We start from the raw sequence: 20,873 nt of genomic DNA, 5'->3' as shown, positions 1-20,873 counted from the left end.
CCAAGGTCCGGCATGGCAGTCCAGGCTCACCATCGACAGGTGCACAGTACCGCGGCGCTCGAAGTCGATGCCCGCAGCGGGATCATGTCCACACACACAATCCTTCGCGATCCTCGAGAAGGCGACAAAATCCCGAGAGCGTGACGCCAGACTTCGACCGCTGGCGGATCCGCAATCGTTCAGTCTTTGTGCTGGACTCCGGTGACTAGCCCGGATTCGTCGGTCTGATAGAGGCCGTTGCCGAGGTCGACCAGTACGAGCCTGTTTCCGAAAGGATCTTCCGCGATCGAGACATGGCCAACGGGGATCGGGATGCTCGGCTCGATGATCCGGCCACCCGCCGCTTCGATCTCCTTTGCAGCGGCAACGGCGTCACGGACAAGCCAGTTCGGCTCAGCCGGCAATTGGGTGGTGAGGACGATCTCACTCGAGGATTGCGGACACGCAAGTGCCGCCTGGCCGATCTCGTCATGCCGCCAGCGCAGCCGATGGCCAAGTCGATCACATCCGACATCACCGGTGCACGCAGCACCATCCTCGTACGTTCGTCCTGAACCACACGCCGCGCTCACGAGCGCATCGCGGGTAGTCGGCCGCGCGCACCTAGAGCTGCCGCCATTCACCAGCGGGGCCGCGCACGGGGTTTGAAGCGGCCTAGCCGTTGGCCACCCGACGGAGCTCTCGGCGAATTCACCGCCGATCCACATGCTCGCCGGCGCTGAACTGTGCGGGTTCTTGGTGGCCTCCAGCCACGGTGGAGAGAGACGGTTCACGAGTTCGAAAGGCACCAGATGATTCTTCACGCCGGCATCCCGCTATTGGATGCTTCCGGTTGGCTGCACGCCTTCGGCCCCTGGGTGCTGCTGGGCATCGGGGTGCTGGTATTCGTGGAGTCGGGGCTGCTGTTTCCGTTCCTGCCCGGTGACTCGCTTTTGATCACCGCAGCGATCCTGGCTCCTCAGTTGGGCATCCAGGCGTGGATGGTCGCGGTCGTGGGGATCGTGGCGGCCATAGCGGGCGATCAGGCCGGGTATTGGTTGGGTAAGCGCTTCGGCAGGCGTCTCTTCAAGCCGGGCGCGCGCATCTTGAAACCGGAGCATCTCGAGAGTGCGGAAGCGTTTTTCGCCAGATACGGGGCTCCGTCCCTGCTTCTAGGCCGGTTCGTGCCAATCGTGCGCACGTACGTGCCGCTGGCGGCAGGCGTGGCGAGGATGCCGTACCGCAGATTCCTGCTCTGGAACGTGACAGGTGCTGCTGCGTGGTGCATCGTCATGGTGGTCCTGGGACTTCTCCTCGGCGGCATACCGTTCGTCGTAAGCAATATCGACGTGCTCATGGTGCTTGTCGTGGTGGTGTCGGTACTGCCCATCGTCGTGACCGCACTACTCCGACGCCTGAAGAACCGGCGCGGGCGCGTCCCAGCAGAGCCTGCCGCGGCGGAGGTCCCTGAGACCACAAGAGTCGGCAGCTGAGGTCCTCGATTGCGCGGCACGACCGCGCCGCGCACTCCTGGTACCGCTGGTCTCGGCGTTGCCACCGCCAGGCTCTTCACTCGGCGTCGTGGAGGTATCTGCACAGGACGGGCACTTGCCACCCGAGGGTCTCGTGCAGGGCGACCGTTCTCAAATCGGGTGCGTCGGCACAGGCATCCTGTGCCGCGGGGATCTGCTGCGACCAGCTCGGCCCCGATGATCGTCGCGTCCAGGTCGGCATGTAGTTGATCGTCAGGCAGGTGGCGACGCAGAGGATCGTCACGATCGCCAGCGCTCGCCGGAACCGCGGGCCGCCTGCCCGGAGCAGGGCATCCGCGGCGAGCAGAGCGGCACCGAAGAGAAGCATCGCCGGGACGACCCCGTATCTGGTGAGCCAAAGGTGCATCGCCTCGCTGTGCGTCAGGGTGGCGTAGTCGTAGAACGACGCGGGGTTGTCAACGACGGATGCTGTCCAGATCAGCGTCGAGAGCGCGGTCGCAGCCAGGATGCCAAGGCGTTGCCGTGCGGTGGTGTGACCCCAGGCGATGGCCAGCAGCCCGGCGAGCAGGGCGAGGACGACGATGGCGCCGGCAAGACCGCCGTTCGCGACGAACGGGCCGACCAGGCTCTGCGGCAGCGCGTTCGACACGACCGCGTTGATGAGGTATCCCTCGGCGATCGAAAGGGGTGAGTCCTGGGGTGCTGATGGCAGGCTTCGTGGTGCAAGGGCGGTGACCACGAGCTGCGCCGCCATGCCGATGGCTGGACCGGCGACGAGAAGCCAGCCATGTCGTCTGCGGGCCGCGGGGATCAGAAGCGGTACGAGGAAGACGGCCTGGATCTCGCTCAGTGCGGCGACGAGACCGATCATGCTCATCGCTGTTGCGGACCGTCGACTGCGCGGCGAGAACAAGAGCAGCCAGAACAGCATCCACATGAGTATGGAGTGCAGGTTCGTCGGCGTACCCAGCACGTCGCGGGGACCGAGCGGAATCAGCACGACGACTGACGCAAGAACCGCTCGAACTATGCGGCTCGCCAGCACGTCGCGCGAGGCGACGAACACGACGCACGCAATCATGCCGGCAGCGAGGCAGGCGCCAGCGGTCATCCCAAGCGCCCACTGGGACGCCGGAAGCACCTGCACCACAGCGCCGGCGATCAAGCGGGGCACGAACTGCAGATAACCCGCGTACGGGAGAAACGCCGCGCCGAAGAGCCCATGCTGCTCCGCGCCGACAAGGAACAGCCTGCCGTCTTCGGCCCAGACCGTATCGCGAGCCGCCGAAGGAAGACGAAACCACCCCAGCAGGGCCGCACAGACGGTAGCCGCGCCGAACACCGAAAGACGCAGGAGTGCGCGATCCCACAGCCTGCGAACCGGCGCTTCCGGGGCGCTCTCCGGGCCACTGACCGGCGACCGAGTGCTGCCAGGGACGAGAACCGTCATGCTTCGATCGCACGCCTCCACCACCCAGGAACCGTCAAGATTCGACGCCCGGAGGAGGGTCCATAACCGACTCCAAGGCGGCTCCTAAGCGAGGGAAATGCACGACGGCACGCGCGCCGCACTTCATGATTCAACAGGGCGTCGGGAGTGGCTCATTCCGTCCATTAGGTTAGGTATGCCTAAGTATCCGAGTCGAGAGTGAGCGTGCGTGACCACAGGAACCGTCATCGTGATGGGCATCATCGCGGGTGGCACGATCTTCATCGGCTTGCCGATCGGCCGGCTTCGAGCACGCGGTGCGGGCCTAAGGGCTCTGCTCAACGCCATCACGGTGGGTGTTCTGCTCTTCTTGCTCTGGGACGTCTTGGCGCACGCGGTCGAACCTGTGGATGCCGCGCTCACGGCAGCCTCGAGCGGCGGCCGATCCTGGTGGCCGTTCGCCGGGCTCTCAGCGCTGTTGTTCATCGGGCTCGCCGTCGGTCTTCTCGGCCTTGTGGCGTACGACCGCTGGATCGCGGGCAGGCCCACCGACGAGCACAGGCCCGTCCATGGCGTGCTCAGGCTCGGCGCACCGGCGAGCCGGCTCGCCTTTCTCATCGCGGTCGGAATCGGCATGCACAACTTCTCGGAGGGGCTCGCGATCGGGCAATCGGCGGCGGCGGGCCAACTCCAGTTGGCGGTCACGCTCGTAGTCGGCTTCGCCCTGCACAACGCGACCGAAGGTTTCGGCATCACCGCTCCGATGGCCGCCTCGGCAACACGGCCGAAATGGCGGCAGCTGGCAGTCCTAGGCGTGATCGGTGGCGGACCTACGCTCATCGGAACGTTGCTCGGCAGCGTCGTGGTCAACGACGCCCTCGGTCTCGTCTTCCTCGCTCTCGCCGCGGGATCCATCGTTTACGTGCTCGTGCAGTTGGTCGGCGTCGCCCTCAAGATGAATCGCGGGTACGTGCTCTATATCGGCATCTTGGTCGGACTGGTCGCCGGCTTCGCCACCGACTTCATCATCAGTGCGGCTGGAGCCTAGGGAGTCACGCCCAGAGGCCGACGTTGGAATGCATCTAGGACGCCAGTGGAGGATCCAGGAAATCGAACCTGGCGAGGCGCCCCGATAGGCGCATCCCCCTCTTGTGCTCCGTGAAGTGAGCCACGAGGAGGCTACCTCGGCAGCCATACAAGCACGCAGCGGTTCGGACAGCGTGTCGCTGCGAGTTCGCTCATGCTGGTTCATCGCTCCTTCAGAACGGATGCCTACGGTCGGATCCTCCGCACGGATGCTGCAGCGAGCTGTGGCAAGAGAGGTGGCGCGTGACCTACTACAAGAACGGCAGGCCGATCGACCCGCGCAAGATCGCACGCGTCGACACGTCGAAGCAGACTGCGGCGAATAAGCCGGTCGGTTCCGACGATCGCGCACCGTCGCGGATGCCGGACCACCCAGCCATTCGGCCGTCAGCAGTCGGGCGAAACCGCAAGTATCGGCGCAGACGGATTATCGCAGGACTGGCTGTAGCGGTGGTGCTCATGCTTGTCGCCGGCGGGGTCGTCGTGTTCGCGCAGTACCAGCAGTTGTCGAGCGGTATCCACCGCACGAGCTTGGGGCCCACTCAGAACACGGAGGAGACGAACATCCTTGTCATGGGGCTGGACAGCCGCGTGGATGAGAACGGGGACGCGTTACCTGCGGACGTGTACAACGCCTTGCACGCCGGCACCGCCGACGACGGCGGATACAACTCGAACGTTCTGATGCTGTTGCACATACCTGCCGGTGCCGGGCATCCAGTGGGCATCTCCATTCCCCGCGACGATTGGGTGAGCCTCCCCGGGGCGCCGGACGGCGCGTCGATGGGCAAGATCAAACAGGCATACGGCCTGCAACTCGATCAAACGCTCACTCGCCTGACACAGACGCAGCCCAACCTCTCGCACGCGGATGCGTACCAGCAGGCACGCTCGGCCGCCCGAGTGGAGGAGGTGAATACCGTCTCCCAGTTCCTGAACGTGAAGATCAACCATTTCGTGGAGGTGACGATGGGCGCGTTCTATCAACTTGCCGAAGCGGTGCAGCCGATTCAGGTCTGCCTCAACGCGGCGACCGCGGATACGTACTCGGGCGCGAACTTCGTCAAGGGACTTCAGCAGCTCACGGCAGAGCAGGCGGTCGCGTTCGTGCGTCAGAGGCGCGACACGACAACTTCCGATGTGAATCTGACCGACTTGGACCGGGAACGGCGACAGCAGGCGTTCATCATCTCCCTGGCCAACAAGTTGGAGCACCAGAACGTGTTCGACGACTTCAGTGTGATGGAGAAGATGCTCGGCACAGTGAAGAACGACATCGCTGTGGACTCCAACCTCGATCTGCTCAGCCTCGCCTCCGATGCGAAGAGGTTCGGTGGAGGCGGAGTGAGCTTCGAGACCCTGCCGATCTCATCGTTCGGGGTCGAAGAAGGTCAGGACGTCAACGTCGTCGACCTTGGCCAGGTGCGCACGACCACAGCGCAGTTGATTGCCGCCTCGGACGCCTCGTCGACACCGAGCCCCAAGCCATCGTCGGATCCCTCGGGGTCGTCAAAGCCATCATCTGGTCGCTCTGATGCTTCGCCCGCGGCGACCCCGGCGCCGTCGAACACGTTCGGAACCAATGGAGTGATGTCCTCGGCATCGATCCCGTGTGTGAACTGAACGCGAGACTCGCGGGGCATGCCTGCACGAGTACGGAGCCCCGCCCGCGGACGTTGCAGAAGATCGCCTGAAGCGCTGGCCAAACCCCGATCGCCTTCGACCGGGCAATGGTCACACGTCGAAGCGCGCTCCGTTCGGGTTCGATGCCCGGAGCACGAGAACCAGAAAGTAGATGCTAACGGCGGCGCTGATGAGATCGGCGACAACGGTTCCGGGGTTCATGGGGTGCGCCCTCGATGCGAGTGTCTCCCAACCGAGAGCTGTCGCAGCGTTCATGTAGACGGTTGCGATCAGGAAGGGAAGCGCCCACCACCCCTTCAAGTTGGAGTCGTGCAGGCGACGCCACGTCAGCGCGACGAACGGAACGATAGTGGCGGCCAGCCACGCATAGTGGAGGATGCCCGAGAGCACGGCCAGCGGGCCGGCCCCGAGGGCACCGGTGCCAAGTAGAGCGGACACCACGACCCAGGCGAGCGTCCACCACCAGAATTCGGAACGACTCGCACGGCCAGTAAACGTGACGTACTTCTTCCAAAACCTCGTGAACGAAACGCGCAACGATGCGCCGTAATACGGCTTGTCCAACAAAGGCACCGATGCGGGCTGGTCATGTAGTGGTGCAGGTACTGGGGGTGGGGCAACGGGAGGTGGAAAGTCGGACACTCTTTGTCTCCATGAAGTGTCCCCGCGCATCGGGGAATGTCGGCCCACCGTAGCGTACAGATCGGCTGGAACCGCGTATTCCCCGCGCTAGCGGCTCATCCTGCAGCTGGAAGGGCTCGTGCGCGGCTCAGTATCAGCCGCTCCGCAACTGCGACGAACCACCGGCGCGTTCCCGACTCAGTCGGATCGACTCAAGTGGAGACGGCTTCCGTCGTCGAGACGGTGCCTCGAGTTATGGTCAGTTCTCGTGGATGCCAACGCCCTCATGCCCGCTCGGCTCTCTCCTGGTGATGGAGTCGCCTTGGTTTCACCCGCGAGCTGGCCGCACGACTCCGAGGCCGCGGCGATGGCGAAGGAACTCGAATCATGGGGTTTGCGCGTGTCCGTTGGTGAACACGTCTTGGATCACCACGGCTACCTCGCCGGTACTGATGAAGACCGGCTTGAGGACCTGAATGCGGCGATCCGAAATCCGGAGATCAGGGCGATCGTAGCGACTCGGGGAGGATGCGGGAGCTTCCGCCTCACCAAAGGAGTGGACCTGGTCGCGCTCGTCAAGGATCCGAAACCCATCGTAGGGTTCAGCGACATTACTGCTCTGCACCACCTGTGGCACACGGTGCAGGTGCCGTCGCTGCACGGAGCAATCTCGGGCAAGCACAGGGACGATGTGCGCCGAATTCTCATGGACGGCGGGACGACAACGGTGACCAGCGAGCCTGGCGCCCTTTCCGCGGACCTGACTACACGAGGACGTTCGGAGGGCATCGTCTTCGGGGGAAACTTGGAAATGCTCGCGCGTGCCGTAGGAGTCGTACCCTTCGACCTTGCCGGCTGCATCCTGCTCCTCGAGATCAACAAGGCGGCCGGCCTCGGGATGGTCGATCGAGCCTTGACGCAGCTGATCTATTCAGGAGCGTTGGACGGCATCACCGGTCTCGCAATTGGAAGCATCGATCAGTTTCGGGGCTTCGAGGACCGCGGGTGGAGCATCCTCGACGTACTTCACCACCATCTCGATGGCCTGAACGTGCCGATCGTTGGTGGGCTCGCACTCGGTCACGTCGAGGACCTGGTCACCACCCCGCTCGGCATACCAGCGGTTTTGGACGCCGACCGACGGCAGATGGTCGTGGGCAGCCCGGTGACAGCTAGCACCGCCGTACTTTCGCAGCGAGGGCACTGAATGACAAGACCAACGCTTTTCCTGACGGTCGGATTGCCGGGTACCGGCAAGACCACGACGGCTCGACGTCTCGAGGTCGAGCACAGCGCACTTCGTCTGACCAAGGACGAGTGGATGAAGGCTCTCTATGGCCTCGAGCACCCGGAGCTGGCCTCAGACGTCATCGAAGGCCGGCTGGTCCACATCGGCCTACGAGCACTTGAGCTCGGCATCAACGTCATCATCGACTTCGGCCTCTGGAGTCGGGACGAACGGTCGGCGTTACGACAAGCAGCTGCAGATGTTGGAGCCGCCGTCACGATCCTGTACTTCACGCTCACCCCGGACGAGCAGCGCAAGCGCCTCGACGCCCGCCTGGAAGAACGGCCCCACGCCACGTGGCCCATGTCTGACGACGAGCTTGCCGAGTATGCCGCGAAGTTCGATACCCCAACGCCAGGCGAGCTCGACGGGAGTGATCCGATCGGTGATCCACCCGTCGGCTTCGGCGACTGGTACGAATGGATCGCTCATCGCTGGCCGCCGGTGATGAGATGAAGACCGTTGGCTAGAGGTCGATGACGACTTTGCCCCGGACGTGTCGGCTCGCCTGTAGTTCCACCGCCGTTCGGATCTCGTCGATCGGGAAACTCGCCGCGATCGGCACCTGGATTCGACCGGCTGCGACGAGACGTGCGATGTTGTCGAGGGCTTCGGGCCCGGCATTGGCGCCGTTGGCCGCGGTCACGCCTTCGACGAGAGCCGCGATGGTGCAGATGCGATTGTCGGGGACTTCTAGCTCACGCGCGACCTGAACCGTGTCCGTCCCGTGTAGGTCCAGCGCCGCGGTCACCGGCTCCCCGTGCAGATTGCGGATCCGACCGGCCAGACCGTCGCCGTATGTCACGGGTTCGGCGCCGAGGCTCCGGAGGTAGTCCGCCGACGAGGCAGAGCCGGTGCCGATGACGCGGGAGCCTGCGATGCGCGCCAGCTGGACCGCGAAAACCCCGACCCCGCCGCCGGCGCCGCCGATCAGCACCGTGTCGTCCGGTCCGAGATCCAGCACCGCGAGAGCCGCGGCCGCGGTGCTGCCAGCGATGGACAGCGTCGCGGCGACCCGGTCACCGACGCCATCGGGCGTGCGGTGGGCGACTCCGGTCGAGATGTCGCCATTCGCGTCGACCACGACGTGGTCTGCTATCGCTCGGGAGAGCGCCGCGCCGAATACTCGATCGCCCACGGCGTAGCCGGTGACGTCGGAGGCGACCTCATCGACGACACCCGCGTAGTCCGTTCCGAAGCCGGACGGCAGTGTCAGGCCGAACCTCGCCGCCGTGGCGGCATCCGACGTCATGAACCAGTCCATCGGGTTCAAACCGGCGGCGGTGACCCGAACCCTGATCTGTCCCGGCCCCGCGTGTGGCTCTGCCACGTTCCGAACGCTGAGGTGTTCCGGCCCGCCGAATGTCTCGAGCAGTACCGCCCGGCTGTACTCCTGCATACTTCCTCATCTGTCGTCATGACGAGCCGTCCCGATCCGGACTATGCTCCGGTTATCCACTCAGCCTAACCGGAGCGTGATCCGCTTGCCAATTCCTGAATCCCGAGCAACACGATCGGATGCCGCGCGCAACCGGGAGCAACTGCTCGCCGTCGCCACCCGGGTGCTCGCATCGGCAGACGCCGAGCCTTCGATGCGCGCGATCGCGCGGGAAGCCGGTGTTGGCATCGGAACGCTCTACCGCCATTTCCCAACCCGCGAATCCCTTGTGGAGGCGGTCTACCGAGACCAGGTCATCCGGCTCACGAACGGTGCTCACGAGTTGCTCGATCGTGAAACGCCGGCCGTGGCGCTGCGGCGATGGATGGACCTCTTCGGCGACTGGATCGCCACGAAGCACGGAATGCTCGCCACTCTGCTGTCGATGGTCGAGTCCGGCGATCTCGCCCACGCGCAGACGCGGGATGAACTCCTGAACGCGATCTCTGCCATCCTCGATGCGGGCAGCACAGCAGGAGACCTTCGTTCCGACGTCACGGCCGAGGAGGTCTCGGCCAGCCTCATCGGCATCTTCACAGTGGCGCACCAGCCCGGTCACGCGGTCGCAGCCGACCGGCTACTCGACATCCTCCTCGACGGTCTTCGACCTCAGGGGCGTCGCTGACGAACGACGAGCCAGGTTCGAGGCAACCTGTGAGCCCCTTCACAAGGCAGGCAAAGCCCGTGTGTTGCCCGTCGGCGTCATGTGGAGCGGCTGTCACCTTCCTGAATGGGGCACTCAGCCGCCCACCGCCCGATCCCGAATAGAGCAGAATCGCTTTCGGCCGCTAGAGAAATCGTCAACGGAGGGCGCCAGCATGACCGCTTCCCCCGCCGACACCGCTACCAAGCCACGGCGACCCATGATGAACGGCGTCGTCGACGCGGCAGCGCACGTGCCGTTCACGATCGTCTTCCTCGTCGTCGTGACTCTCGGCACAGTCCTCGTCAGCACCCCGTCGGGCGTAGGGATGCCCGTGAAGCGGATGCTCGCCACCGGCTTCGACCCTCTCGGGCTGTCCGGCCATTGGTGGAGTCCCTTCACCTCCCTGTTCATCGCTCCGGACTACCTCGCGCTGGCCTTCGCGCTCGTGCTCGGCGGGATCGGCTTGGTGATCAGTGAGCGGAGCATGGGCACGCTGCGAACCGTCTTCGCATTCTTCGTGACCGCGGCGGCCGCCGATGTTCTCGGCGCCACGTTCCAGGCCGTGGTCGGATCGGCCGGCGGCATCTGGAGCGAGTCGGTGCGCGACACACTCGTGCTCGACCCGCTGACCGGCGTCGCGGGCGCTGTGATGGCCGCCAGCGCGTTCACTTCGGTACGCACTCGACGGCGCATCCGCGTGCTCACCACGGTCATGGTCCTGATGTTCCTGCTCTATCGAGGCGGACCTGAGGACATCTACCGCTCACTCGCTGTACTTGTCGGCTTCGCGCTCGGTCTCGTACTGGCGCCGTCCGGCCGCGCGCGCACGTGGGGTTGGAGTTCCCACCACGAGGTGCGCGTCTTCATGGCGTCCGTCGTCGCCACGGGAGCCATCGGGCCGATCATCGCTGCGCTGTCCAGGAATCCGCACGGGCTCCTCGCCCCGATCTCGCTGCTGCTCGACAACGGGTCGTCAGCGGATCCCCAGGGCCTACGAGCCTGCAGCGTGTACGCGGTCAGCCACTCCTGCGTGCAGGCGATAACACTGGAGCGCATCGGGTCGTTCGGGCCCATCGTGCTCAGCGTTCTGCCGCTCCTGATGCTCATTCTCGTGAGCTGGGGCCTCGCTCGTGGCCGGCGCTTCGCGGTCGGCCTCGGCATCGCCATGAACGCGCTGCTCGCGTTCTGCGCCGCTTACTACCTGGGCTTCCTGCCGCGCACCGGCATCTCAGGTGTTCAGCGCCTACCCGACCACGGATCGTGGGGGGTCGTGGCCACGCTAGGCGCCACGGTGATCGCGCCAGTGGCGACGGCGGTCCTGCTCTTCGCGACTAGGCGCAATTTCACAGTGATGCCCACGCGGCGTTCGGTTATGCGGTATCTGACCATCGTCGCGGTCGGCGTGGTCGCGCTCATCGTGCTCTACGTGGGCGTCGGCTGGGCTCTTCGTGGGGTCGCCTTCGACCGGCCGATCACCATCGCGGACCTTCTGCTGGATGCGGTGGAACGATTCGTCCCCGTCGAGTTCCTGCACAGAGAGATACCGGACTTCCTGCCGTCATCGCCTGCCGGCCGCATCCTCTACCACGGCGTTGGCCCCCTGTTCTGGCTCGTAGCGATCATCGCAGCCGTGCCACCGCTGCTGACCCGCCCCGCGTCCTCGGCGCACGACGCCGAACGTGCGAGGAGAATCCTTCGCACGCATGGCGGCGACCACCTTTCGTTCATGACCACGTGGCCCATGACCTCCTACTGGTTCGGACCGGATGGGCGAACCGCCGTCGGGTACCGGGTGGTGGGCGGTGTGGCCATCACGATCGGTGCTGCGTTCGGCGCCCGTGAGCAGATAGCGGATGCCATGGCCGGCTTCGCGAGGTTCTGCGACGAGCGCGGGTGGCTACCCGTCTTCTACAGTGTTGACGCGGGGGAGTGGGATGCCTACTTCGACGGCATCGGATGGGACCGTTTGGTCGTCGCAGAAGAGGCCGTGATCGATCCGCAGTCGTGGAGCACCACGGGCAAGAAGTGGCAAGACATCCGCACCGCAATCAACCGGGCGAAGCGCGACGGGTTCAGCCTCGAGTGGACCAGGTACGCCGACCTGCCGAGGGAGACCGCCGCCCAGATCGCGGATCTGTCAGAGCAGTGGGTCGCGCAGAAGGAGCTTCCGGAGATGGGGTTCACGCTCGGCGGGCTCGACGAACTTCGCGATCGCGATGTGGCGCTCCTGCTCGCCAGGGACGGCGAAGGGGCGATCCAGGCCGTCACAAGCTGGATGCCTGGCTTCGGCGGCGGCCGAGTACGCGGCTGGACGCTGGACTTCATGCGACGCCGCATCGACGGACCGAACGGGGTCATGGAGTACGTCATAGCCGGCGCCGCGGAGCGTGCCCGCGACGACGGCATGGAATACCTCAGCCTCTCCGCCGCTCCGCTGGCACGCACGACGACAGCGGATGCCCCCGAAAGCGCGATCGAGGCCGTGCTCGCGCTGCTCGCCTCTTCCCTCGAGGCGATGTACGGATTCCGGTCTCTGCTGGCGTTCAAGCGCAAGTTCCAGCCGGAGTTGCGTCCGCTGCTGCTGGCGTATCCGGATCCCGTCTCGCTCCCCGTCATCGGGCTTGCTCTGCTCCGCGCCTACCTCCCCGGCCTAACGGTGCGCGACGCCATGACTCTGCTCGGTCGCCAGCGCGGGGAGCCCGTCGCGGCCAAGTAGGATCGAAGACAGTTTCGATCAGGAGGGCTGCCTCGGCTGAGATGCCAGGAGCTCGGGAGCAGGCGAGGGGAGCGATGTCCGAGTCCGCACCCGCGGCGCCGCAAGCCGGCCCGACGAGCGGGAATCTGGTCGTGCGGCGCGACTCGCACGACGTGGTCGTGACCGCGGTCGACAGGAACGGTGAAACGACCGCCGACACCCGCGTCGACTCAGGGGAGTGGCCGGAGTACGTGACGGGTGCGGAGCGGAAGCATCCGCGCTGGGCCTGGCGCAGCACCCGAGCGTGGTATCCGCGCTTGCTTGCGGACGGCATCCGTGTCGAGCGCTGCGTCGATCTAGCGCTCTGCGGCACGATCCTGCGCGGGGCAGCCGCTACCGCTCACACCCGGCTGCACGGCGCGCCACCGCCGTGGGCCGAACACGTCCCATCAGGGCAACAATCCGACGACGCAGTGTTGTTCAGCCTCGATGAACCGGCCGCCGCATCGACCGACGCCGACGAGGTGCAGGAGCTGCGTGCCCAGGTCCACGCCGTCGCAGCTGTCTCCGATGCAGGCACGGCATCCCGCCTTCGCCTGCTCCTTGCCGCCGAATCCGCAGGATCCCTCGTGGCCGCGGAGCTGAGACACGCAGGCCTTCCGTGGCGTGGCGACGTGCACGACCGGCTGCTCACGCAACTGCTCGGCCCACGCGATCCGCTCGGCGGCCGGCCGCAGCGCATGGAGCAGCTCGTCGCGCAGATCCGCAGCGAGCTCGATGCGCCGACGCTGAATCCCGACTCGCCGGGTGAACTCATGAAGGCGCTCCAACGCGCGGGCGTGAACGCGTCGAGCACACGGGCGTGGGAGTTGCGCGAGGTGAAGCATCCTGCCATGCCGGCAGTGCTCGAATACAAGAAGCTCTCTCGGCTCTACACAGCGAACGGCTGGGCATGGCTGGATGCCTGGGTGCACGACGGCCGGTTCCGTCCCGACTACCTGCCGGGTGGCGTGGTCACGGGACGCTGGGCAACCAGCGGAGGCGGCGCGCTGCAGCTGCCGAAGCAGATCAGGGGAGCGGTGGTCGCGGATCCGGGATGGAAGCTCATCGTCGCGGATGCCGCGCAACTGGAGCCGCGCATCCTGGCGGGGCTCTCGCACGACGAACGCATGGCAGCTGCCGGACGAGGGCGGGACTTGTACGACGGCTTGGTGTCGTCGGGCGTCGTGGACAGCAGGCAGCACGCGAAGGTGGGGATGTTGGCGGCGATGTACGGCGGCACCACGGGCGACGGGGCGCGGGTTCTTCCGCGGCTGGCACGCGCGTTCCCGCTCGCGCTCTCTCTCGTCTCCGACGCCGCTGCCGCGGGGGAGCGCGGCGAGACAGTGAGCACACTGCTCGGCCGCACGTCGCCGCTCCCGTCTCACGAGTGGTTCGAGGGGCAGCACGAGGCATCCCTGCCAGGGGCCACAGCCGACCAGGAGCGACGCGCGCGGGGAAGAGCCCGCGACTGGGGCAGGTTCACCCGCAACTTCGTGGTGCAGGGCACGGCGGCCGAATGGGCGCTGTGCTGGATGGCAGAGCTTCGCAACCGCCTCGTCTCCCTTGCCGGTGAGCAGCCGTCCCGTGCGGCACCGCCGTTCGACGTGAGTCCCCACCTGGTCTACTTCCTCCACGATGAGGTGGTCGTGCACACCCCGGCGGCAGTGGCGGAAGAGGCAGCAAATGCGGTGAGGGAGTCGGCAGCCGCTGCGGGACGACTGCTGTTCGGAGGCTTTCCCGGCGAGTTCCCGCTCAGCGTTGCGATCGTCGACAGCTACGACCAGGCGAAGTGAGACGGTGACACCCTGGCGACGCGCTGCGAACCTGCGGCGCAGTATCGGAGGATAGACGCATGACCGACACCGCTGCAGCATCCACGACCGACCCTGCCGAGCTCCTGGAGACGTTCCACCGTCGCAGGGAGTACTCGGTCGTGCAGGCGAATGGCGGCCTCGCGCTGGTGAACACGCAATGGATCACGGATGCCGCACCGCAACCCGTGTGGGGTGCGGCCGGCCTGTGGTCCCCCCTGCCTGCAGGCGAGTCCGGGCTCAAGGTGACGGCGTCGGCTGCAGACGGCGTGATCGTGGACGGCGAACTGGTCGACGGCGAAGCGATCGCACGAGGCAAGGACACCGACGATCCGAGCACGATCGCCTTTTCCGAAACGGTCACCGGCACCGTGATCGGGAACGAGGCGGGCGAGTACGCGCTCCGGGTGTGGGATGCGCAGTCGGAGGGCATCCAGGAGTTCGGCTCGATCGATGTCTTCCCGTACAACCCGGAGTGGGTCATCCAGGCCGCTTTCACACCGGTCGAGGGGCTTTCGGTTGGCTTCGAACACATCAAAGACGAAGGCGCGACGCGCGAGCTCGCCATCCCGGGAGAGATCACGTTCAGCAAGGAGGGCCTGCACTATAACCTCGCCGCCTTCAAAGCCGGGCGAGCCCTCCAGCTCGTGTTCTCCGACGCGACGAGCGGCGATGACACGTATTCGGTCGGCCGGTTCTTGTTCGTCGCGCCGAACCCCGACGGCACGATCACGCTCGACTTCAACCGCGCGATTCTCCCGCCGTGCGCTTTCAGCTACGCGTTCAACTGCCCGATGCCTCCCAAGCAGAACCGTTTCGCGGTTCGCATCGAGGCGGGCGAGAAGAACGTGCTGAAGAAAGACGGATCGCTTCTGCACGAGGTCTGACGCCCCGCGGGCTTCTTGCGAGGATGCCAGTGCCGGTTCAGAGCGGGTCGGCGGCCGTCGCGCGGCGCAACAGTTCGTCGCGCTCGCGTTCGTTGGCGGAGAGCCCGGCCGCGATCAGGAATGCCTCTCGCGCCTCCGAGAACCGTCCGATCCGTTCCAGGAGGTCTCCGCGTACCGCGGGCAGCAGCGCGTACGTGGCAAGCGACTTCTCCGCCTCGAGTGGTTCCAGTGCCTCCAGGCCGGCCTCCGGCCCGTATGCCATGCCGACCGCCACGGCGCGATTGAGTTGGACGACGGGCGAGGGCGTGTGCGCGACGAGCGCGTCGTAGAGTCCGGCGATCTCGGTCCAGTCGGTGTCGTCGGCCGTGGCGGCACGGGCATGGCACGCGGCGATCGCTGCTTGCAATGCGTACGGTCCCCGTTCGGCACCAAGGGCGTCCGCCCGCTGCAGCGCCGAGAGCCCGTGCGCGATCAGCAGCCGATCCCAGCGACCGCGGTCTTGGTAGGTCAGGGGAATTGCAGCGCCGTCGGGTGCACGGCGGGCCGAGAACCGGGAGGCGTGCAGTTCCATGAGCGCTACCAATGCGTGGGCCTCGGCGTGGTCTGGCACCAGCTCGGCGAGCACACGGCCGAGCCGCATGGCCTCGTCCGCGAGGGTTGGTCGCATCCATTCCTCGCCGAACGTCGCCGCGTAGCCCTCGTTGAACACGAGGTACACGACCTCGAGCACCGAACCAAGCCGTTCGTCGAACTCGCTGCGATCCGGCACCTCGAAGCGCACGTTCGCCGCAGCGAGGGTGCGCTTCGCGCGCGTGATGCGCTGTCCGATGGTCGCGGGTGGCACGAGGTAAGCATGCGCGATCTCCTCAGTGGAGAGGCGGCACAGCACTCGAAGTGCGAGTGCGACCCGCGAAGCGGGTGTGAGCACGGGATGGCAGCACACGAACACCAGGCGGAGCAGGTCGTCGTCGATGCGAGTCTCGTCGGGTTCGAGCGCGTCGTCGTCTCCGGAATCGGCAGAGGCGATCAAGGCGTACTTCTCAGCGGCGCGTTCGTCGCGGCGCCATGCGTCGATGGCTCGGCGCTTGCCGACCGCCGTGAGCCATGCGGCTGGATTTCGTGGCACGCCGGAGCGAGGCCACGACCGCATGGCTTCCACGAGCGCGTCCTGAGCCAGATCCTCGGCCTTGCCGAGGTCCCCGACCATCCTCGCCAGCGTCGCAATGACCTTCGCGGCCTCCATGCGCCACACGACGTCGATCTCACGCGAGACGGCCGCCACGTCCGAGTTCGTCACGCCATCCTCTTCTCAACTCGCTCCTGTTCACGACAACCGCCCCTTCTCGGATGCCGCACCACCAGCATGCACGTCGGCTCGCCTTTGCGGCGTTGTAGTGCGCTTCATCCGCGCTCTCGTCATGACGTCGAACGGAGCGGACCGCTTTCGACATGCGCAGAAGCATCCGTAGCACCAATGGGAGGAGCCGCCGTTCTCAACACGCCTTTCGGTCGCCGCCACTGGAACATCACGACGCCGGCGAGCAGATAGAGCACGCCCTGCACTTCGAGAAGCGCGAGGAGTCCCGCACCGGGCTGCACGAGACCGGCGGCGAGCAGCCCGATGCCCTGCCCGACGGCGTTCACGAGCCCGAACGCGGCGAACGCCGAACCTCTATCGCCGGCGGCGGTCTGGATGAGGCTGATGTAGCCGGTACTCAGCAGAACGCCGGGCGCGCCGACGAGCACGAAGAGCAGCACGTACGGCCATGACGCAATCGTGAGCACAGGCAGGTTCCACACGACAAGCGAGATGACGCCGAACGCGACGGCTCCGAGCATCACAAGACGACGAGGGCGCGTGGCGACGGCGAACAGCCCGAGCGCCGCTCCTGCGGCGATGGACCCCACGGCCTGGATGCCCCGCAGAAGCCCGACCTCCGCGTCCGAGCCGTGCAGGCTCCCCGTCACGAACAGCACGAACAGCACGAGGAAGAGTCCCTGCGACACGGCCGCGAGCCCCACCGAGACGAACGTCGCACGCAGGCCGGGCTGCCGAAGCGCGCGAATCACACCGGATCTCCGTCGGTCGGCGATGGGCCGTGCTCCATTGCCGGCGGCCTCGTGCACCTTCCTCCTGTCGTGCGGTGCGCTCCAGAGCAGCGCCGCCGCGATCAGAAAGCTTGCGACGTCGGCCACGACGACGACGTCCAATCTGCCGAACGCGAGCAGCGCGCCGCCGAGCGGGCCTCCGACCAGTCGTCCAACGTTCTGCGCCAGGCCGATAAGTGCGTTGGCGCTCACCAGTCGCTCGGCAGGCACGAGCTCGGGCATCCATGAGTCCTTGGCCGGTTCGAAGATCGCGGAGCAGGATGCCTGCAGCACGATCACGACGTAGAGCACGATCACGGCGTCCGCGCTCCGCACGAGCAAGAGGGGCGCAACGGCGACGGCCTGCACCAGCGACACGGCGACGAGGAGTCTGCGTCGGTCGATCTTGGCGATGAGCCGTGCCGTGAGCGGTGCGAGTACCACGGCAGGGATCAGCTCGAGCAGGAAAGCCACCGACGTTCCGAGCGCTGAGCCCGTCAGCCGGTAGACCACGAGCGGGAGAGCCACGAACAGCATCCAGTCGCCCGTGTCTGAGACGAATCCGGCGAACAGCACCCGCACGAAGACGGGGGAGCGCAGTGCCGAGCTCACGATCGCGCGCCGCCTGACTGCCACGCGTTCGGCGAGCGCGTATCTGTCTTCCGCTCGTCCATTGGCTCGGCGCCTGAGCCCTGCGCACCGGGCCGCGGGCGAGGCAGCGCCAGCAGCGAGAGGTTCACCGTCTCCGCGTCCGGCGGGGCATCGTCTCGCACCGCAGCGATGTAGGGACGCACAATGGCGTCGATGCGACGGGTGATTGCCGAGAGCTCGTCCGGGGTCACGCGGAGCCCGTAGTGAGCGTGTGCGTCTGCCTCGCGCCACCTCTCATCCAGCCGGGCACGTTCTCGAAGGTACTGTCGCGCGGCCTGGTAATCGGACTGGATCGACGCGGCGAACAGCTCGTCCGATCCAGCCGTTGCAGGGTCCGTCGTGAAGCCCGTGATCGTCGCTCGCCAGCGCCTCTCACGCCCGTCATCCGAAGGACTGTCTTCGACGAGTCCGAGCCCGCCGAGAACTCGGAGGTGATAGCTGCAGTTCGACGGATTGTCTCCGATTGCGCGTGCGCATTCCGATGCCGTCGCGGGCCCCTCGCTCATCAGGTAGCCGAGCAGGTCGAGGCGCACCGGATGCGCGAGCGCGGCAACCGTGCGGGGATCGTCGAGCGCGACGCGCTTCTCTTCCACGCTGATCCTTTCTGAAAGACCATTTCAGAATAGGGGAGCAGTCCAATATCTGCAATGCTCTTTCAGACCGCGGCGGTCCGCGAAGGGGCAGCTGCGGTTCGAGTCGGGACTCCGCTGCGGCAGGCCTAGCTGTCAAAAGGGCGCGCCGGGGAATGACACTCTTGTTATTCCACAGCTCATCGGGAGATAATGCTCCCGTCGGCGTTTCGGCGCCGAGATGTCAGCGGTATCGCGGTTACGTGGTTTCCGTTCAGTGGTCGTAGGGGAAGACGCACCACACCGAACGGAGAACCTCATGGCGTCAATAAAGGCTCGAGGGGTGCTGTATGTGCACTCCTCTCCTCGCGCGCTCTGCCCCCATCTCGAATGGTCGGTGGGACGTGCGCTTCAGCGTGCCGTGAACTTTCAATGGCAGGATCAGCCGGTTCTGCCCGGCGCCCTTCGCACCGAGTTCTACTGGGAGGGCGACCGAGGCTCGGCCGCACGCATCGCGTCGGCGCTGCTCGGCTGGCAGCACCTGCGATTCGAGGTGACAGAGGATGCCGGCCTCGGCACGGACGGGGGCCGTTGGATCCACACGCCGTCGCTCGGAATCTTCCACGCCCAGACCGACACGGCAGGAAACACGGTCATCCCGGAAGATCGCGTCAGGTATGCGATGGAGCTGGCCGGTTCCAGCGCCCTCGACCTGCAGCACGAACTCCGTCTCGCACTCGGTCAGGCCTGGGACGACGAGCTGGAGCCGTTCCGGCACGCAAGCGACGACGCGCCCGTCATCTGGCTGCACAAGGTCGGCTGAACTCCCTCGCTCTCAGTTCCCACTAACGGGAGCGAGGTGGCCCGAGTCCGAACGAGCCCAGGCCGGCGATCAGTCGATGCTGCGGAACGCCACAACGGCGTTGTGGCCGCCGAATCCGAACGAGTTCGAGACTGCCAGCTGCGGACCGTCACCCAACGGTTGGGGCTCGCCGGAAACCGACAGCGGGATGTCCGGATCCTGTGTCGTGATGTTGATCGTCGGTGGAGCGACGTGATCTCGGAGTGCAAGCACGCTGAATATCGCCTCGAGCCCCCCTGTGCCGCCGAGGAGGTGCCCCGTGGCCGCCTTGGTCGCCGAGGTTGGGATGCTGTCCACCCGGTCTCCGAAGACCGACCGGAGTGCCACGTACTCAGCGATGTCGCCGACGGGCGTGCTGGTGGCGTGGGCGTTGATGTGCGTCACGTCGTCTGGCGTCGCCTGCGCGCGCTCCAGTGCGGCCAGCAGAGCACGTCGTGCTCCCTTACCCTCTGGGTCGTTGGCGGTGATGTGGTAGGCATCCGCCGTCACGCCGCCGCCCGCGAGTTCCGCGTAGATTCGGGCACCGCGAGCCAGCGCGTGCTCTTCGGTCTCGAGCACGAGGCTCGCTGCGCCTTCGCCCATCACGAAGCCGTCGCGGTCGATGCTGTACGGACGTGACGCATGCTCCGGGTCGTCGTTGCGCTTCGACATCGCCTGGGCCGATGCGAACGCGGCCATGGTGATGGGGTGGATCGCGGACTCGGTGCCGCCCGCGATGACGACGTCGGCGAGTCCGAGCTGCAGGTGCTCGTACGCGTTGACGATCGACTCGGTGCTCGAGGCGCAGGCGGATGCCGTCGTGCGAGCGAATGCGCGTGCCTCGAAGTGCATCGACACGGCCGCCGCCGGCGCGTTCGGCATGAGCATCGGCACCGTCAGCGGCATCACGCGGCGCGGTCCGCGCTCGCGAAGCGTGTCCCAGGCATCCAGCAGCGTCCACACACCACCGATGCCGGTCGCATAGTCGACGCCGAGGCGGTCCGGGTCTACCTCGGGCGAACCGGCATCCTCCCACGCTTCCTTGGCGGAGACCAGCGCGAACTGCGAGGCGGGGTCCAGACGCTTGGCCACCGGCCGCTCAAGCACGGTTTCCGGGCGCACCAACGCCTCAGCGGCGAACCTGATCGGCAGCTGGTATTTCTCAACCCACTCGTGCGTCAGAGTGTGCGTGCCGGATTCCCCGGCCAGGAGAGCGTTCCAGCTGTCCGTGGCGGTTCCGCCGATCGGCGAGCTCGCACCGATACCGGTGACGACGATCTTCTTGCTCATGTGATTCCGAACTCCGAGCGCGCCTGGGCGCCGTTGGATGCAGATGGGAACAGAACGGGTGTCGGCGCGACGCGGAACGCCGCGCCGACGAGACGCTACGCCTGGGCGGCGTTGACGATGAAGTCGACGGCGTCGCCGACGGTCTTGAGGTTCTTGACCTCGTCGTCGGGGATCTTGACGTCGAACTTGTCCTCGGCGTTGACCACGATCGTCATCATCGAGATCGAGTCGATGTCGAGGTCGTCAGTGAAGGACTTGTCCAGCTCGACCGTGTCGGTCGCGATGCCGGTCTCGTCGTTGATGAGCTCGGCCAGACCGGCCAGGACCTCTTCGCGGGAAAGTGCCATTGGTTCGTTTCTCCTTGGGGTGTCAGGT

19 protein-coding genes are annotated in these 20,873 nt (G+C 66.1%); 10 read left to right on the top strand and 9 right to left on the bottom strand.

What is annotated here, in order from left to right; genetic code table 11:
• Positions 1-179 precede the first annotated feature (179 nt).
• Positions 180-788, bottom strand: a complete 609-nt coding sequence (locus ACO2Q7_RS02100) for a VOC family protein (protein WP_423353983.1) — start codon at positions 786-788, stop codon at positions 180-182.
• A gap of 3 nt (positions 789-791) precedes the next feature.
• Here ACO2Q7_RS02100 and ACO2Q7_RS02095 point away from each other — a divergent pair, with 3 nt between their 5' ends.
• A complete protein-coding gene (locus ACO2Q7_RS02095) occupies positions 792-1,472 on the top strand; it encodes a DedA family protein (protein ID WP_423353982.1) in 681 nt (226 codons plus the stop codon).
• A gap of 76 nt (positions 1,473-1,548) precedes the next feature.
• Here the strand turns inward: ACO2Q7_RS02095 and ACO2Q7_RS02090 are convergent, their stop codons facing one another.
• Complete coding sequence (locus ACO2Q7_RS02090; RefSeq protein ID WP_423353981.1) at positions 1,549-2,922, bottom strand: hypothetical protein; 1,374 nt, start codon at positions 2,920-2,922, stop codon at positions 1,549-1,551.
• Positions 2,923-3,130: 208 nt separating this feature from the next.
• On the opposite strand from ACO2Q7_RS02090, the gene ACO2Q7_RS02085 reads away from it, so the two are divergent.
• Together ACO2Q7_RS02085 and ACO2Q7_RS02080 are read left to right on the top strand one after the other, a co-directional pair.
• Positions 3,131-3,949: a ZIP family metal transporter gene (locus ACO2Q7_RS02085; protein ID WP_423353980.1), complete on the top strand. Its 819-nt coding sequence runs from the start codon at positions 3,131-3,133 to the stop codon at positions 3,947-3,949.
• A gap of 281 nt (positions 3,950-4,230) precedes the next feature.
• Positions 4,231-5,610 carry an LCP family protein gene (locus tag ACO2Q7_RS02080; RefSeq protein ID WP_423353979.1) on the top strand — a complete coding sequence of 460 codons (1,380 nt, stop codon included), beginning with the start codon at positions 4,231-4,233 and terminating at the stop codon, positions 5,608-5,610.
• Positions 5,611-5,721: 111 nt separating this feature from the next.
• On the opposite strand, the gene ACO2Q7_RS02075 is transcribed toward ACO2Q7_RS02080, so the two are convergent.
• The gene (locus tag ACO2Q7_RS02075; RefSeq protein WP_423353978.1) at positions 5,722-6,204 is read right to left on the bottom strand and encodes a DUF805 domain-containing protein; all 483 of its coding nucleotides are present in this window, start codon (positions 6,202-6,204) and stop codon (positions 5,722-5,724) included.
• Positions 6,205-6,520: 316 nt separating this feature from the next.
• On the opposite strand from ACO2Q7_RS02075, the gene ACO2Q7_RS02070 reads away from it, so the two are divergent.
• Both ACO2Q7_RS02070 and ACO2Q7_RS02065 read left to right on the top strand, forming a co-directional pair.
• On the top strand, positions 6,521-7,459 hold the full coding sequence (locus ACO2Q7_RS02070; protein WP_423353977.1) for a S66 peptidase family protein: 939 nt from the start codon (positions 6,521-6,523) through the stop codon (positions 7,457-7,459).
• Positions 7,460-7,996 carry an AAA family ATPase gene (locus ACO2Q7_RS02065; protein ID WP_423353976.1) on the top strand — a complete coding sequence of 179 codons (537 nt, stop codon included), beginning with the start codon at positions 7,460-7,462 and terminating at the stop codon, positions 7,994-7,996.
• A 10-nt stretch (positions 7,997-8,006) separates the two neighbouring features.
• On the opposite strand, the gene ACO2Q7_RS02060 is transcribed toward ACO2Q7_RS02065, so the two are convergent.
• Positions 8,007-8,870 carry an NADP-dependent oxidoreductase gene (locus tag ACO2Q7_RS02060; RefSeq protein WP_423353975.1) on the bottom strand — a complete coding sequence of 288 codons (864 nt, stop codon included), beginning with the start codon at positions 8,868-8,870 and terminating at the stop codon, positions 8,007-8,009.
• Positions 8,871-9,024: 154 nt separating this feature from the next.
• Between ACO2Q7_RS02060 and ACO2Q7_RS02055 the strand changes: the two genes are divergently transcribed.
• From ACO2Q7_RS02055 to ACO2Q7_RS02040, 4 genes are all read left to right on the top strand, one after another.
• Positions 9,025-9,603 (top strand): TetR/AcrR family transcriptional regulator, encoded by a 579-nt coding sequence (locus ACO2Q7_RS02055; protein WP_423353974.1) that lies wholly within the window; start codon positions 9,025-9,027, stop codon positions 9,601-9,603.
• Positions 9,604-9,796: 193 nt separating this feature from the next.
• Positions 9,797-12,340 carry a bifunctional lysylphosphatidylglycerol flippase/synthetase MprF gene (locus tag ACO2Q7_RS02050; RefSeq protein ID WP_423353973.1) on the top strand — a complete coding sequence of 848 codons (2,544 nt, stop codon included), beginning with the start codon at positions 9,797-9,799 and terminating at the stop codon, positions 12,338-12,340.
• A gap of 74 nt (positions 12,341-12,414) precedes the next feature.
• The gene (locus ACO2Q7_RS02045; protein WP_423353972.1) at positions 12,415-14,154 is read left to right on the top strand and encodes a bifunctional 3'-5' exonuclease/DNA polymerase; all 1,740 of its coding nucleotides are present in this window, start codon (positions 12,415-12,417) and stop codon (positions 14,152-14,154) included.
• A gap of 59 nt (positions 14,155-14,213) precedes the next feature.
• The gene (locus tag ACO2Q7_RS02040) at positions 14,214-15,059 is read left to right on the top strand and encodes a DUF1684 domain-containing protein (protein WP_423353971.1); all 846 of its coding nucleotides are present in this window, start codon (positions 14,214-14,216) and stop codon (positions 15,057-15,059) included.
• 37 nt (positions 15,060-15,096) lie between these two features.
• Here ACO2Q7_RS02040 and ACO2Q7_RS02035 read toward each other — a convergent pair whose 3' ends face one another.
• The 3 genes from ACO2Q7_RS02035 to ACO2Q7_RS02025 all read right to left on the bottom strand — a co-directional run bounded on the left by ACO2Q7_RS02035 (position 15,097) and on the right by ACO2Q7_RS02025 (position 18,391).
• Positions 15,097-16,302 carry an RNA polymerase sigma factor gene (locus ACO2Q7_RS02035; protein WP_423355939.1) on the bottom strand — a complete coding sequence of 402 codons (1,206 nt, stop codon included), beginning with the start codon at positions 16,300-16,302 and terminating at the stop codon, positions 15,097-15,099.
• Positions 16,303-16,475: 173 nt separating this feature from the next.
• A complete protein-coding gene (locus ACO2Q7_RS02030; protein WP_423353970.1) occupies positions 16,476-17,759 on the bottom strand; it encodes an MFS transporter in 1,284 nt (427 codons plus the stop codon).
• A complete protein-coding gene (locus tag ACO2Q7_RS02025) occupies positions 17,756-18,391 on the bottom strand; it encodes an ArsR/SmtB family transcription factor (RefSeq protein ID WP_423353969.1) in 636 nt (211 codons plus the stop codon). The genes ACO2Q7_RS02030 and ACO2Q7_RS02025 overlap by 4 nt, the downstream gene beginning before the upstream one ends.
• 295 nt (positions 18,392-18,686) lie before the next feature.
• Here ACO2Q7_RS02025 and ACO2Q7_RS02020 point away from each other — a divergent pair, with 295 nt between their 5' ends.
• Positions 18,687-19,190, top strand: a complete 504-nt coding sequence (locus ACO2Q7_RS02020; protein ID WP_423353968.1) for a DUF3145 domain-containing protein — start codon at positions 18,687-18,689, stop codon at positions 19,188-19,190.
• Positions 19,191-19,259: 69 nt separating this feature from the next.
• Here the strand turns inward: ACO2Q7_RS02020 and ACO2Q7_RS02015 are convergent, their stop codons facing one another.
• Both ACO2Q7_RS02015 and ACO2Q7_RS02010 read right to left on the bottom strand, forming a co-directional pair.
• Entirely contained in the window at positions 19,260-20,498 is a 1,239-nt protein-coding gene (locus ACO2Q7_RS02015; protein ID WP_423353967.1) for a beta-ketoacyl-[acyl-carrier-protein] synthase family protein, read from the bottom strand.
• A gap of 95 nt (positions 20,499-20,593) precedes the next feature.
• Positions 20,594-20,845, bottom strand: coding sequence for an acyl carrier protein (locus ACO2Q7_RS02010; protein ID WP_423353966.1), 252 nt, complete (start codon positions 20,843-20,845; stop codon positions 20,594-20,596).
• Positions 20,846-20,873: the final 28 nt, after the last annotated feature.

Origin of the sequence: Rathayibacter sp. KR2-224, from assembly GCF_049446075.1 — a bacterium.
Classification (GTDB): Bacteria; Actinomycetota; Actinomycetes; order Actinomycetales; family Microbacteriaceae; genus Humibacter.
Note: the sequence above shows the minus strand (reverse complement) of the source record. Positions and strands in the feature narration are given on the sequence as shown.

Excerpts from the sequence above, each read along its gene's own strand:
- ACO2Q7_RS02020 (WP_423353968.1), top strand. The coding sequence starts at position 18,687 with ATGGCGTCAATAAAGGCTCGAGGGGTGCTGTATGTGCACTCCTCTCCT.
- ACO2Q7_RS02065 (WP_423353976.1), top strand. The coding sequence starts at position 7,460 with ATGACAAGACCAACGCTTTTCCTGACGGTCGGATTGCCGGGTACCGGC.
- ACO2Q7_RS02015 (WP_423353967.1), bottom strand. The coding sequence starts at position 20,498 with ATGAGCAAGAAGATCGTCGTCACCGGTATCGGTGCGAGCTCGCCGATC.
- ACO2Q7_RS02090 (WP_423353981.1), bottom strand. The coding sequence starts at position 2,922 with ATGACGGTTCTCGTCCCTGGCAGCACTCGGTCGCCGGTCAGTGGCCCG.
- ACO2Q7_RS02050 (WP_423353973.1), top strand. The coding sequence starts at position 9,797 with ATGACCGCTTCCCCCGCCGACACCGCTACCAAGCCACGGCGACCCATG.
- ACO2Q7_RS02045 (WP_423353972.1), top strand. The coding sequence starts at position 12,415 with ATGTCCGAGTCCGCACCCGCGGCGCCGCAAGCCGGCCCGACGAGCGGG.
- ACO2Q7_RS02010 (WP_423353966.1), bottom strand. The coding sequence starts at position 20,845 with ATGGCACTTTCCCGCGAAGAGGTCCTGGCCGGTCTGGCCGAGCTCATC.
- ACO2Q7_RS02035 (WP_423355939.1), bottom strand. The coding sequence starts at position 16,302 with ATGGAGGCCGCGAAGGTCATTGCGACGCTGGCGAGGATGGTCGGGGAC.
- ACO2Q7_RS02040 (WP_423353971.1), top strand. The coding sequence starts at position 14,214 with ATGACCGACACCGCTGCAGCATCCACGACCGACCCTGCCGAGCTCCTG.
- ACO2Q7_RS02095 (WP_423353982.1), top strand. The coding sequence starts at position 792 with ATGATTCTTCACGCCGGCATCCCGCTATTGGATGCTTCCGGTTGGCTG.